Here is a 14,694-nt window from a genome sequence, read left to right as displayed (position 1 = left end):
CGTGGCAGAGATTATCCGCTCTATCAGGGGAATGAACGATATTCTTCCTGAGGCAACCCCTTACTGGCAAGTTATAGAAACAACTCTAAAAGATGTGCTTGCTGGTTATGGTTACCAAGAAATTCGTTTTCCAATCGTTGAAAAAACAGAGCTTTTTAAGCGCTCAATCGGTGAAGTCACCGATATCGTCGAAAAAGAAATGTATACCTTTGAGGACCGCAATGGCGACAGTTTGACATTGCGTCCAGAAGGTACAGCAGGATGTGTTCGTGCAGCTATGGAAAACGGTTTACTTAACCAAACGCAACGACTCTGGTATATGGGACCGATGTTTCGTCATGAACGCCCTCAAAAAGGTCGTTATCGCCAGTTCCATCAATTAGGTGTTGAAGCCTATGGCTTTGAAGGGCCGGATATTGATGCTGAGATGATTATGCTGACAGCACGTCTCTGGAAAGCATTAGGCTTGAAAGGGGTAACACTGCAGATAAACTCTCTAGGCAGCACTGAAGCACGCTTAGCTTACCGTGAAGTCCTAATTGCATACTTTGAACAGCATCATTCAGAACTGGATGATGATAGTCAGCGACGTTTACATTCGAACCCTTTACGGATTCTGGATAGTAAAAACCCAGAGATGCAATCACTTAATGAAGCAGCACCTAAATTAATTGATTATCTGGACGATGAATCTAAGCAGCATTTTGAGCAGTTATGTCAGATTCTTGATAGCGTAGGCATTGCTTATGAAATCAATCCAAGACTGGTCAGAGGCTTGGATTATTACGGTAAAACCGTATTTGAATGGGTGACAGATCAGCTTGGCTCTCAAGGTACTGTTTGTGCAGGAGGGCGTTATGATGGCTTGGTAGCGCAGCTTGGTGGTAAAGGTGCTACGGCAATTGGTTTTGCTATTGGTTTAGAACGTCTTGTGGCTTTGCTTGAAGCAACAGACGCTCTACCTGAAATCAAACCAACCGATGCATATTTAGTTGCCGTGGGTGAGCAAGCAATGTCTCAGGCTGCGTCATTAACAGAACGCTTGCGTGATGAGCTGCCTGGCATAAGGTTGATAAGCCACTGCGGTGGTGGTAGTTTTAAAAGCCAATTCAAACGCGCTGATCGAAGTGGAGCTCGTTGGACACTTATCTTGGGGGATGAGGAAGTGTCTAACCAAACAATCGGTATTAAAACCATGGCGACAGGGGAGCAGCAGACCATAAAATGGGCTGAACTACCTTCATTCCTCAGTCAATAATTATAACTAATACAAGAAATCTAAGAACTATGACACCTTTGAATATACCTGAATGGCAGTCTTTGGTCAGACACTATTCTGACCTGAAATTCGTATCCATGCGTGAACAGTTTGCGCTCGACTCAAACCGGTTTGAACGATTTTCTATAAAAAGTGGTGATTTGTTACTGGACTATTCCAAAAACCGCATCACACAAGAAACAGCAGATAAGTTAATCCAGTTAGCTGAAGCCGTTGAAATCCAGGACTGGATTGAGCGTATGTTCAAAGGTGAAGCAATAAACCACACGGAAGGACGAGCAGTACTGCATACAGCACTGCGAAATCGAAGCAATACACCGGTGATGGTCGATGGCAAAGATGTGATGCCAATGGTCAACGCTGTGCTCGATAAAATGCGTAATTTTTGTGAGCAGGTACACAATGGCACCTGGTTAGGATTCACAGGTAAAAAGATCACTAATATTGTTAATATCGGCATTGGCGGTTCAGATTTAGGACCAGCGATGATTTGTGATGCCCTTGAGCCTTATGGCATCGATGGTATGGGCGTGCACTTTGTATCTAATGTTGATGGCACCGATTTAAGTACAGCGTTAGAAAATTTAAATCCAGAAACGACCTTATTTGTTGTTGCTTCAAAAACATTCACTACCCAAGAAACCATTACTAATGCACATTCAGCACGTAATTGGTTTTTGAAAAAAGGTAAACAACAAGACGTAGCAAAACACTTTGTCGCAGTTTCAACCAATGCAGATGAAGTTGCTAAATTTGGTATTGATACTGCCAATATGTTTGAAATCTGGGACTGGGTCGGTGGTCGTTATTCTCTATGGAGCGCAATCGGTCTGCCGATAGCGCTATACACCGGTATGGATAATTTTGAGCGTTTGCTCGACGGTGGTCATGAGATGGATAAACACTTCCGTAATCAACCATTGGCTCAGAATATTCCTGTGATCATGGGCATGTTGGGTATTTGGTATATCAACTTTTTTAATTCACAAACCCAGGCAATTGTGCCTTACGACCACTCACTGACACGTTTCCCCAGCCATATGCAACAGCTGGATATGGAAAGTAACGGTAAATTTATTAATCGTTCTGGCGCGCGTATTAACTATAAAACAGGTCCTGTTATCTGGGGTACACCGGGTACCAATGGACAACATGCCTATTTCCAATTAATCCATCAAGGTACACAGTTAATTCCTGTGGACTTTGTGTTACCTGTTAATAGTCACTATCCAGAGTGTGATCACCAGTCAATCCTATTAGCTAATGGCCTCGCACAAGCTGAAGCGCTGATGAAAGGTAAAACGGCGGAAGAAGTACGCGCTGAGCTTGTTAAAGAAGGTTATGAAGGCAAAGAACTGGAAGCGCTGTTACCTCACAAAGTCTTCCCAGGAAATAGACCAAGTAACGTCTTGTTATTCCCTAAACTGACTCCAGAAATGTTGGGACAGTTAGTGGCATTGTATGAACATAAAGTGTTTGTGCAAGGCGTGGTTTGGAATATTAACTCTTTTGACCAATGGGGTGTTGAGCTTGGTAAACAGCTGGCTAAAGCCATCGTACCTGAACTAAAAGATGATGCAGAAATTTCAGCTCATGACAGTTCAACAACACATCTGATTAAACTCATTCGCGAGTTAAGACAGTAAGTGATTTTCAATAGCTTATTCCCCCTGCCTATCAGGGGGAATAAGTCTCTCTCTTTTATCTCAATGTTTCTTTTGTAAAATCAGCCCGGATAATGGCGGTAAATTAAGCTGTATTGAATATGGTCTATCCGACCAAGGTGTTGGCTCAGCACTAATACTCGGTAGATTATGGTAATTACTGCCGGCATAATATTCAGAGTCTGAATTAATAATGATTTCGTAATCCCCCAATTCAGGGACACCAAGGCGATAATTATCTCGTGGAACTGGTGTAAAGTTGAATACAGCAATAATAAATTCTTCATTATTTTTGCGTAAATAACTCAGAATCGAGTGTTCTCTGTCATTACAATCAATCCATTCAAAACCTTGCGGTTCAAATTCGTGTTTATATAAAGCTGGTAGATTTTTATAAGTATTATTGAGATCTGCCACCAACTTTTTTAAGCCTTGATGTACAGGATAATCAAGTACATACCAATCTAAATCTTTTTCACAATTCCATTCGCTTCCCTGACCAAATTCACAGCCCATAAATAGTAGTTTCTTGCCAGGATAACTAAACATAAAGGTATAGAGTAGTCGCAGATTAGCAAACCGTTGCCATTCGTCACCAGGCATTTTGTAGATCATGGGGCGCTTGCCATGCACAACTTCGTCATGAGAGAAAGGTAAAACAAAGTTTTCGGTGAAAGCGTAGAGCAAACCAAAAGTCAGATCATCATGATGATAGCGACGATGGATGGGATCCTGTTGCATATATTCTAAAATATCGTGCATCCAGCCCATGTTCCATTTCATAGAAAAACCGAGGCCACCCATATCTGTCGGCCGTGAAATCATTGGATAGGAAGTGGACTCTTCAGCAGTGATAATACAGCCTGGATGTTCACTATGTAGCACGCTATTCACATGCTTAAAGAATTCGATGACTTCAAGATTTTCACGACCACCATATTGGTTAGGAAGCCATTCACCTTCTTTTCTTGAGTAATCAAGATAAAGCATAGATGCGACAGCATCGACACGTAAGCCATCAATATGAAACTCTTCCAGCCAATAAAAAGCACTGGATAATAAGAAGTTAAATACTTCTTTTCTACCATAGTTGAAAATGAGAGTTCCCCAGTCCTGATGTTCACCACGGCGAGGATCAGCATGTTCATACAAAGCGGTACCATCAAATTTGGCTAGGCCATGCGCGTCTTTAGGAAAGTGACCTGGAACCCAGTCTAAAATGACGCCAATATCATGTTGATGGCATTGATCGACAAAATAACGGAAGTCATCAGGTGCGCCAAAGCGACTGGTGGGGGCAAAGTAACCTGTGGTTTGGTAGCCCCATGAGATATCCAGTGGATGCTCGGTAATTGGTAATAATTCAATATGGGTAAATCCCATCTCATTGACGTAAGGAACAAGATCGTCGGCTAACTCACGATAGTTATAAAAACGACCATCCTGATGGCGTTTCCATGAACCGAGATGGACTTCGTAGATTGAGTGAGGGGTATGTTGCCAGTTACTACGTTCCCGTGTTGTAAGCCATTCATCATCATCCCATTGGTGTTTGCTTGGATGGGCAATGATAGATGCTGTGCCGGGTCTTAACTCGCATTGCTGTCCATAAGGATCCATTTTCAGGTGTAGTGAGCCGCCTTGGCGACTACGAATTTCAAACTTATAGAGCTCTCCCGGCATGAGTTCAGGAATAAACAGCTCCCATACGCCAGTTCCACCTCTTACTCTCATTGGGTGACGTCGACCATCCCATTGATTGAAATTACCGACGACACTTACACGTTCCGCGCCAGGGGCCCATGTTGCGAATAAGGTGCCTTTAATGCCTTCCACTTCATAATAGTGCGCACCGAGAATTTTATAGGCATGCCAGTGCTTACCTTCAGAAAAAAGATGTAGGTCATAGTCCGATATTTGCGGCATGATACTGTAGGGATCGTGATAGGCAACTTGCTCACCGCTATGACAGTGACGGTGTATTTTATAAGGCCATGTAATCTTTTCCTGAGGACCTTTCCAGATAAAAAAGTCACTACCTTCAACACGTTGCATTGGATGTTTGCCGTCAATTGTTGCTGTTTCTGTATCCGGTAAGAAGGCACGAATTTCAGCTTGTCCTGCATTTTGATGAAGGCCAAGCACGCTGAATGGGTCATGATGACGAGCTTCTATAATTTTAATGATGTCTTCATTCAAATTGTTGTCAAAAATCATCGTCATATCTGTCCTGTAAATTTTAATTGCTGTTCAATGCTTGCTTATGGCAGGCTAACAATATTACAGCACAAATAATAGGTTTTATGCCGGAGAATTCATCTATGAGTGAAAACAATAGTACTCGTTTCGTCAGTCGTCTTACCCGTGATACCTTGGCTTTAATTTTAGCCGGTGGTCGCGGCTCCAGGCTGAAACAACTGACCGATTGGCGTGCTAAACCCGCAGTACCCTTTGGTGGCAAGTTCAGAATTATTGATTTTCCTTTGTCTAACTGTGTTAATTCAGGTATCCGACGTGTTGGTATCTTGACACAATATAAGGCTCATTCCTTAATCAGACATGTTCAACAGGGCTGGGGCTTTATGCGAGGCGCGCTTGGCGAGTTTGTGGAATTGTTACCAGCTTCACAGCGTAATGAAAGAGGATGGTATGCCGGTACGGCAGATGCGGTGTACCAGAATATCGATATCTTGAGAAATCATGGTCCAGAATATGTCTTGATACTGGCTGGTGATCATATCTATAAAATGGATTATGGTGATATGCTAGCTGAGCATGTTGCTCAAAATGCGGATATGACTATTGGCTGTATTGAAGTCCCGATTGAAGAAGCCAAGTCATTGGGCGTTATGTCAGTAGATGCAAACAGACGCATTGTGGCGTTTAATGAAAAACCTGATGAACCAACCCCTATTTTAGGGCGAGAAGATGTGGCGCTGGCGTCAATGGGCATTTATGTTTTTAATGCTGCATTTTTATATGAGCAATTAATCAAAGATGCTGATACACGTACGTCAACTCATGATTTTGGTCACGATATTATTCCCAACTTGATTAAGAACTATAAAGTCGTTGCTTTCCCTTACAAAGACGTTCAGGGCAACGACCCCGGTTATTGGCGTGATGTAGGGACTATTGATGCGTTCTGGTCAGCCAATCTGGAACTGATTGGCGTTACACCTGAATTGAACTTATACGACGATGATTGGCCTATATGGACACATCAGGCACAACAACCGCCGGCAAAATTTGTTTTCGATGATGATGACAGAAGAGGGATGGCTGTAGATTCAATGGTGTCTGGCGGCTGTATTATTTCTGGTTCTACTGTTCGTCACTCAGTGTTGTTCTCAAATGTTGAGGTACACAGTTATTCATTAGTCGAAGATAGTGTTATTTTGCCGGATGTGACTATTGGTCGCCACTCTGTACTCAAACGTGTTGTTATTGATAAAGGCTGCGTTATTCCAGAAGGCACAATAATTGGCGAAGACCTGGAACAAGATGCAAAACGTTATTACGTCTCTCCCAATGGTGTGGTGTTAGTCACACCTGAAATGTTAGGACAAAATTATCGTTATGTCAGATAAAATAAAAGTGGTACTTTGCTGGCACATGCACCAGCCTCAATACAGTGAGCCGATGGGCGGACTGTATCAGCTACCATGGACATATCTTCATGCTATTAAAGATTACGTCGATATGGCGTGGCATTTGGAGAATGTGGCTGGTGCTAAAGCTGTTGTCAATTTTGCTCCGACCTTATTGGAGCAGCTTGCCGACTATGATGAACAACTACAAGGGCGTTTTAAGGGTACCGGTAGGTTAAAAGATCCGTTACTTATCGCGTTGGATTCGCCTGTCCAGCCAGTCCATGCAGAAGAACGTAAAACATTAATTAATGCTTGCTTACGAGCAAATGATGAAAAATTAATCCAACCGTTTCCGCATTTTGCCAAGCTTGTCAAAATGGCGCGTTGGCTCCTGAACGAGCCTGAACGCCTGAATTATGTGAATGATCAGTTTATGATCGATATGCTGGTCTGGTACCACTTAGTTTGGATGGCTGAGTCTGTCAGACGCAGTGATGTACGCATTCAGGCTTTAATGAAAAAAGGCAGACATTACACGTTTCATGACAGACGTCAGTTGATGATTGTTATTGGTGAACTTTTAAAAGATTTGATACCACGCTATCGTCGCCTTGCTGAAACAGGACGTGTTGAGCTATCAATGACGCCATACGCACATCCCATTATCCCATTGTTACTTGATATAAATTCTGCTCATCAGGCGATGCCTGATGCTGAGCTTCCACTTGAAACTCATTATCCGGGGGGCGAGGAACGTGCTCATTGGCATATGGAAGAGGGCATCAAAGTATTTAAATCTTTTTTTGGTTTTACACCTAAAGGCTGTTGGCCTTCGGAAGGTGCGGTTTCAGAAGCTGCACTAAAACTGATTGCCAAACATGGCTTCACCTGGGCTGCCACGGGTGAAAATGTACTCCGGAATAGTTTAAAACTTTCAGGGATGGCTGACGCAAGCATACATAAACCATATAAATTACCTGGCACATCTCCGGTCTGCTTTTATAGAGATGATGGGCTTTCGGACATGATTGGCTTTACTTATACGAAGTGGGGCGCTGATGATCCTGTGAATGATTTCATCCATCATATCCAAAATATTAAAGCCAATACCGAAGGGGATGATGATCGCGTTATTTCTGTGATTCTGGATGGCGAAAATGCCTGGGAATATTATTCATACAATGGCTATTACTTCTTACAGAGTTTGTATCGAACCTTATCTGAACACCCTGATATTGAACTCACTACATTTAGTGAATGTCTTGAAAATGGTGTTAAAGCTGCCGAACTACCCAAAATGGTAGGGGGAAGCTGGGTGTATGGCACTTACTCAACCTGGATTGGAGATAAAGATAAGAACCGTGCCTGGGACTTATTGAGTGATGCTAAAAAAACCTTTGATAAGGTGATGGCAAGCAAAGAGTTTGAGCCAGAAATGAAGCTGGCACTTGAAAGACAATTAGCTATCTGTGAAGGATCAGACTGGTTCTGGTGGTTTGGTGACTATAATTCGGCTGATAGTGTGAGCGATTTTGAACGTTTGTATCGACTGCACTTATCCAATCTGTATCAAATGTTAGGTGAGGTTGTGCCGCAAAAATTATCTGAGGTTGTGTCACATGGCGGTGCTGGCGTGGAACAGTCGGGGACAATGAGACGTGGAAGTTAACTAGTGGCCCAAGCAAAAGTATTTAATAAGCGTCGAAGTGGCATTCTTTTACATATAACGAGTTTACCTTCCGGTAATCTCGGAGCAGATGCCTTTAAATTTATTGATTTCCTCTGTGCTTCTGGTGGGACTATCTGGCAGATGTTACCACTGGGCCCAACTCATGAAGATGGCTCTCCGTATCAGTGTTTGTCTGCTCATGCGGGTAATAACCGCTTTATTTGCCGTGAAACATTAAAATCACAAAGCTGGGCTGAACCGACAAAATTAAATGACCCTAAAATGTCCCGCTTAATGGCCACGGCATACCGGCAGTTTCTGAAAAATGCTACTGAGGAAGATAAGCAGAAGTTTAGTTCATTTTGTAGCGAACAGCAGTATTGGCTCGATGACTATGTGTTATTTCGTGAAATTCGTCATCTGAATCAGGCACGGGCTTGGTTTGACTGGCCACTGGAGCTACGTGAACGAAATCCTGAAGCATTAAATAAAGTAAAGCTGGAACGTGATGAAGCATTGATGATTCGTCGCTTCGAGCAGTATGTTTTTTTCACGCAGTGGCAGCAATTACGTGAATACGCCAATAAGAAAGGCATAAAGTTATTTGGCGATATGCCTATCTTTGTAGCTCATGATAGTGCTGATGTTTGGGCGGAGCCATTATTATTTACCTTGGACGAGCATGGTGCTTCTACCAGAGTTGCCGGCGTCCCACCTGATTATTTTTCTGAAACAGGCCAACGCTGGGGTAATCCGCTGTATGAATGGCAATATCATATTCAACAGAATTTTGACTGGTGGAAACGCCGATTAAAGACACAGCTCGCACTTTTTGACTTGATCAGGATTGATCATTTCCGAGGGTTTGAGGCTTGCTGGGAAATCCCTGCAGCATGTGAAACGGCAATAGATGGTGAATGGAAGCCTGCGCCGGGTGAGCAGTTATTCGATGAGTTATTAGACTATTTTGGGGAGCTCCCGTTAGTCGCTGAGGATTTAGGTATTATCACTGAAGAAGTGACTAAACTTCGAGAAAAATATGGTATGCCTGGCATGAAAATTCTTCAGTTTGCTTTTGGCGGCGATGCTTCAAATCCATATCTTCCACATCAGCAGTGTGAAGACAGTGTGACTTATACCGGCACACATGATAACAATACAACCTTAGGCTGGTATCAGCAGCTAGATGAGCATACTAAAGCTCATATTCTGGCCTACTTCGGGGAAACAATTGAACCTATGCCATGGTTGCTGATTCGTTCTGCCTTACGCTCAGTATCAGAGTTAGCGATTTTACCATTGCAAGATATTCTCTCTTTAGATGGCAAACATAGAATGAATGTACCCGGCACGATGGCGGGCAACTGGCTTTGGCAATTCAACTGGGACATGTTTAGTCCCGATATTTCAGTAAGGTTAAGATCGCTTAACAGCTTATATGGTCGATGCTAATCAACGCTTTTTCTCGCCACAGCATATCTGGTTGACCCCGATATATGAGAGAAATGAGGTAAGACTTGGTATTAGTGAGTTTTTTCAGGATCAACTTGGGGAGATTACCCATGTGCATCTACCTAAACTCGGACAAAATTATCGTATAGGCGATAGTTTATTTGTTATTGAATCAATGAAATCAGCTACAGAGTTTTATTCGCTGATGACTGGGGCTGTATCTGTAGTTAATCTATCATTAATAGATACACCACAATTGATTAACCAGGATCCCTTCGAAACAGGCTGGTTATGCCAAATGAAAGTGAATAACTTAGCTCATCTGACAGAGACACTAATGACTTTGACTGCTTATGAAGCAATGTTAGATGGATAGATGGCCCCAAGGATACTCAACTTTTCTGCCCCGGTGACGGCGGGTAAATTGCCTGAGGCATGAGATAGTGTTCGCATAGCCAACCAGGCAAAGGCGCAGGCCTCGACCCAGTCAGGAGCCAATCCAAGACTGGATGTCGTATCAACTCTGGCATGAGAGAGGTTACTGGCTAAGGCATCCATCAAAACTTGATTATGTGATCCACCGCCGCAGACAAAGATGGCATCAGTATTATCAGCATAATTTATGATGGCATCAGTTATTGAACGAGCCGTCATTTCTAACAAGGTCTTTTGAATATCTTTGGCAGGGATAGGTTTATCAATATTTGCCAGAATATTACTCAGCCACTTTAAATTGAAATATTCTCGACCCGTACTTTTCGGGATAGGTTGTTGGAAAAAACTATCTGCCATAAGTGTTTCTAGTAGCTGTTCATCTACGACACCATCACGAGCCCAGTCACCATTGGCATCATACAAAGCGAGATGATGTTGCTGATACCATTCATCCATCAGCACATTTCCTGGTCCAGTATCAAAGCCGGAAACTGCTTTATTTTTATCCTTTGGCAAAATGGTGATATTGCCAATTCCACCAATATTTACGATGACCCTGTTTTCATTGTCAGAGTGGAAAAGCGCCTGGTGAAATGCAGGAACTAAAGGTGCTCCCTGACCACCAAGGACCATATCTCGTTGACGGAAGTCTGCGACAGTCGTGATCCCAGTTTTTTCAGCTATAACGTTAGCGTTACCTATTTGCATGCTAAAGGGATATTGAGTCTCGGGTGCATGGAAAATCGTCTGTCCATGGCAGCCAATACCTGCAATATCATTTGCAGCAATTTGTGTTTCATGAAGTAACTGATTGATAGCCTGACTATATGCATGACCTAAGGCAATATCAATTTGTCCCAACTGTTGTAAATGCGTTCTGGCAGAACTAATTAGCTGATGCAAATCTCTTCTTAACTGATTACTGAACGGGTAAGTCTCAGCAGCAATCAAATGTATCTGCTGATCACTGAAATCAGTAATAGATACGTCGATACCATCAAGACTGGTGCCAGACATCACACCAATATATAGAGTCATATATTTTAGTTTTGGTTAAGTGCCAATGTTGGGACTTTTAAAGAATCCAGTTGCACAAGCAGTGGTTGAGACTTTTGTTTGAAATCGGCCATATACTTCGCATTCAGAGGTTCAGCTTTTGGCAGCGCCACGGTTAATGGATTATGGTGAACACCGTTAATACGGAATTCATAATGCAAGTGAGGACCTGTTGCTAGACCACTCATACCGACATAGCCAATCACTTGTCCTTGTTTTACTCGTTGACCACGTTTTAAACCAGGTTTGAATTTTGACATATGGCCATACAAGGTAGTGTATTTACCACCGTGAGATAAGATAATTACACGACCATAACCACCTTTATTACCAACGAAGTCGACCTTACCGTCGCCGGTTGCCAAAATAGGTGTGCCTGTTGGTGCGGCATAATCAACACCACGATGCGGTCTACTTGTTTTTAAGACTGGATGCTTTCTATTAGGGTTAAATACAGAGCTAATACGACTGAAGTGTACTGGTGTTCTGGTGAATGTTTTTCTCATACTTTCACCCTGCGGGGTGAAATAATGTGTATTGCCTTCACTATCTGTGTAACGAACAGCACGGAAAGTTTTGCCTTTGTTTGTAAATTCGGCAGCTAAGATATCACCATCATCGAATTTTTTACCATCAAGATAAGCTTCTTCAAATATAACTTTGAAGCTATCTCCCTGACGCAAGTCCAAAGCAAAGTCGATGTCCCAGCCAAAAATATGGGCTAATTCCATCACGAGTTTATCTGACAAACCTGCTTGTAGACCGGAACCGAATAATGATGATTCAATTTCACCAAATACTTGTTTCTGGCGTTTATCCGTTTCTTTTGTCAGCGTTTCTGCTTTATAGCCGTTTTCAGTGGCGACTAACTGTAATTTTTTGATAGGGCTAAAAACAAGCTCAAGCTGTTTGAGCTGTGTTTTTCCTTCTGCATCTTCAGTAAGGCCGAATCTTAATTCCTGACCTGGTTTTAGATTGAGTAAAGGTTTGATTGATTTTCCGGTCTGAGCAACGTTATAGACATCACGTGCTGATAAACCAACTTTTGGGAAGATAAGAGATAAATTATCACCAGACTTAACAGTGACTTGTTTCCATTCTGTTATTGGAGTATCGCTCGCTTCTTCAAGTGGACTAGTGCTAGTCACATTTTTGTCTGTATTAGCTGATATAGCTTGTTCATTTTGTTGCGACTCTTTTAACATGATGCGCTCAAGCTGGGCAGATTCAGCAACACCAAGATCGCTAGAGTCAGGAACATCTACTAGTTCAGTTTGTGGATTATTAACCGTCTGTTGTTCAAGTGTTGCGAGACTTAATTTAATAGACTGTTTTGATGAATCATCGGCGTTTGCTGTATGTTCAGCACCAATCTGTCCAGGGAGGTTGATTGTCTGTGATTTGGTATCAGTACTAACAGGGGTGCTGGTTGCGAGAACCATGCTGGTGACAAATACACCGATGACACTTGCAATAGATAAGGCTATGAAATGATGACGTTTGCCATAGAACTTTTTTTCACTTGAGAACAGTTTTGACTTAGTTGGAGAGTTCAAAAGTCTATTACGTTTCATATGCAAACTCTTGGTAAAATTATAAATTCTTCTAATTCTCTCAATAAATGATCAGAATTGGAACCCCTTATTTTCTGACTGTTGTGATAATATTGCCGACCACTTAAAACACAAGAACTTGGAGTACTGTAAATGATCCCTGTAGATGAGGCGATGCTTGAGATTCGTCGTGGTGCGGAAGAAATTTTGGTTGAAAGCGAACTTATTGAAAAACTCTCCACAGGAAAACCTTTAAGAATAAAGGCGGGTTTTGATCCCACTGCACCTGATTTGCATCTTGGACACACAGTCCTCCTAAACAAAATGCGCCAATTCCAACAGATGGGGCACACCGTTATCTTTCTGATTGGTGATTTTACCGGCCTTATTGGTGATCCAACTGGGAAAAGTGCTACTCGACCACCACTCACTGCTGAAGAAATTGAAGAGAACGCGAAAACGTACAAAGAACAAGTCTTTAAAATTTTAGATCCAAGCAAAACAGAAATACGTTTTAACTCTGAGTGGTTTAAAGAAAAAGGCGCTGACTTTATGATTAAGTTAGCAGGTAAGTTAAGCGTGGCTCGGATGTTAGAGCGTGATGATTTCAAAAAACGCTTTAAAGCGAATCAATCGATTTCAATCCATGAGTTTCTTTATCCATTAGTACAGGGATATGACTCCGTTGCGTTGCAAGCTGATGTGGAACTCGGTGGAACCGACCAGAAATTTAACTTATTAATGGGACGTGAATTACAAAAGGCTGAAGGGCAAGATTCACAAGTCGTTATCATGACACCATTATTAGAAGGACTGGACGGCATCAAGAAAATGTCCAAATCTTTGGGAAACTATGTGGGCATCACCGAAGCTCCTGGCACTATGTTTCAAAAGATTGTTTCTATCCCAGACTCACTCATGTGGCGTTGGTATGAGTTACTGTCGTTTAAATCTATCAAAGAAATTGAAAGCCTGAAAATCAGCGTTGAGAATGGTGCTAACCCTCGTGATGTGAAGATTGAGCTGGCAAGAGAAATAGTAGCTCGCTTTCATGGTGAGGAAGCTGCAGCCACTGCACACAAAGGGGCGGGTAATGTCATTACAGAAGGTGAAGTACCTGAAGGAACACCTGAAATCGAAATATCACTGGATGGACAAGCCGAGCTTGCTATCGGTGCTGTTATCAATAAAGCCAACTTAGTAGCTAATTCAGCACAAGCAAAAGACATGCTTAATAACGGTCGAGTCAAAGTTGAGTGGGCTGTGGTTGAACCTACTTTGCAGCTTGGTGCAGGTAAATATTTAATTCAAGCAGGTAAAAAGAAGATCGCCTGGGTAATGCTGAAATAAGTTATATGACTAAGCCAAACTAAGTATCTGCCTTGATCAAAAAGTCAGTTTCAATCTATTGAATAGCGTAGAAGACAATAACTATAAGACTTTGTGACCGGAACGAGCAGCCAAAAACTGACTCTAGAATGAAAGTTTTCACAGATATTTGAGTTGATGAAAATAAAAAAACATATAGATTCAAACAGCTAGCTGATAAAGCTGCTAAAAGGGAAAATCTTCCTGTTGACGCAGCGCCAATACGCTGTAGAATGCGCCCCTCTTGCTGATGAGAGAGCCTGAAAAGGCGGATTGAGTTGGCATTCGATTTAAGGTTTACGCAGTAACAAAAACGTAAAAATTAAGTTGACAGTCTGGCAGAGAGCTGTATAATTCTCGCTTCTTTGTTGCAGTGAACATCAGCAACAAAACGCTCTTTAACAAACTGGTATCAAGTAATTTGTGTGGGTGCTTACGTTAGGTCACTAGAAGATCTGACGCTTAGTATTTACATGCTAACGTCAAAATGAGTTTTGTAGTTTTTTTAAAAGCTACGCCAAAAATTAAACTGAAGAGTTTGATCATGGCTCAGATTGAACGCTGGCGGCATGCCTAACACATGCAAGTCGAACGATGAAGTCTAGCTTGCTAGACGGATTAGTGG

The 14,694-nt window shown here is 42.2% G+C and carries 10 protein-coding genes and 1 rRNA gene; 8 read left to right on the top strand and 3 right to left on the bottom strand.

Going from position 1 to position 14,694, the window contains the following annotated elements; genetic code table 11:
• Position 1: 1 nt before the first annotated feature.
• Both hisS and pgi read left to right on the top strand, forming a co-directional pair.
• The gene (gene hisS, locus BM232_RS13265; RefSeq protein WP_091715606.1) at positions 2-1,258 is read left to right on the top strand and encodes a histidine--tRNA ligase; all 1,257 of its coding nucleotides are present in this window, start codon (positions 2-4) and stop codon (positions 1,256-1,258) included.
• A 29-nt stretch (positions 1,259-1,287) separates the two neighbouring features.
• Positions 1,288-2,925 carry a glucose-6-phosphate isomerase gene (pgi, locus tag BM232_RS13260; protein ID WP_091715603.1) on the top strand — a complete coding sequence of 546 codons (1,638 nt, stop codon included), beginning with the start codon at positions 1,288-1,290 and terminating at the stop codon, positions 2,923-2,925.
• 60 nt (positions 2,926-2,985) lie between these two features.
• Here pgi and glgB read toward each other — a convergent pair whose 3' ends face one another.
• Positions 2,986-5,160: a 1,4-alpha-glucan branching protein GlgB gene (glgB, locus tag BM232_RS13255; RefSeq protein WP_091715707.1), complete on the bottom strand. Its 2,175-nt coding sequence runs from the start codon at positions 5,158-5,160 to the stop codon at positions 2,986-2,988.
• A 104-nt stretch (positions 5,161-5,264) separates the two neighbouring features.
• On the opposite strand from glgB, the gene glgC reads away from it, so the two are divergent.
• The 4 genes from glgC to BM232_RS13235 are packed head-to-tail and all read left to right on the top strand — an operon-like array spanning position 5,265 to position 10,033.
• Positions 5,265-6,533 (top strand): glucose-1-phosphate adenylyltransferase, encoded by a 1,269-nt coding sequence (gene glgC, locus BM232_RS13250; RefSeq protein ID WP_091715600.1) that lies wholly within the window; start codon positions 5,265-5,267, stop codon positions 6,531-6,533.
• The gene (locus tag BM232_RS13245) at positions 6,523-8,205 is read left to right on the top strand and encodes a glycoside hydrolase family 57 protein (RefSeq protein WP_245752958.1); all 1,683 of its coding nucleotides are present in this window, start codon (positions 6,523-6,525) and stop codon (positions 8,203-8,205) included. Before glgC ends, BM232_RS13245 begins: the two co-directional genes overlap by 11 nt.
• 3 nt (positions 8,206-8,208) lie before the next feature.
• Positions 8,209-9,657 (top strand): 4-alpha-glucanotransferase, encoded by a 1,449-nt coding sequence (gene malQ / locus BM232_RS13240; protein WP_091715597.1) that lies wholly within the window; start codon positions 8,209-8,211, stop codon positions 9,655-9,657.
• Positions 9,644-10,033 (top strand): glycine cleavage system protein H, encoded by a 390-nt coding sequence (locus BM232_RS13235; RefSeq protein WP_091715594.1) that lies wholly within the window; start codon positions 9,644-9,646, stop codon positions 10,031-10,033. Before malQ ends, BM232_RS13235 begins: the two co-directional genes overlap by 14 nt.
• On the opposite strand, the gene BM232_RS13230 is transcribed toward BM232_RS13235, so the two are convergent.
• Positions 10,009-11,130, bottom strand: coding sequence for an anhydro-N-acetylmuramic acid kinase (locus tag BM232_RS13230; RefSeq protein ID WP_091715592.1), 1,122 nt, complete (start codon positions 11,128-11,130; stop codon positions 10,009-10,011). The two genes, BM232_RS13235 and BM232_RS13230, sit on opposite strands and share 25 nt — an antisense overlap.
• Before the next feature lie 5 nt (positions 11,131-11,135).
• Complete coding sequence (locus BM232_RS13225; protein ID WP_091715590.1) at positions 11,136-12,722, bottom strand: OapA family protein; 1,587 nt, start codon at positions 12,720-12,722, stop codon at positions 11,136-11,138.
• Positions 12,723-12,854: 132 nt separating this feature from the next.
• On the opposite strand from BM232_RS13225, the gene tyrS reads away from it, so the two are divergent.
• On the top strand, positions 12,855-14,051 hold the full coding sequence (gene tyrS / locus BM232_RS13220) for a tyrosine--tRNA ligase (protein ID WP_091715588.1): 1,197 nt from the start codon (positions 12,855-12,857) through the stop codon (positions 14,049-14,051).
• 544 nt (positions 14,052-14,595) lie between these two features.
• Positions 14,596-14,694 (top strand): 16S ribosomal RNA (locus BM232_RS13215); the annotation flags it as partial.

Origin of the sequence: Methylophaga sulfidovorans, from assembly GCF_900114205.1 — a bacterium.
GTDB lineage: Bacteria > Pseudomonadota > Gammaproteobacteria > Nitrosococcales > Methylophagaceae > Methylophaga > Methylophaga sulfidovorans.
This window is presented reverse-complemented; position numbering and strand designations above follow the sequence as displayed.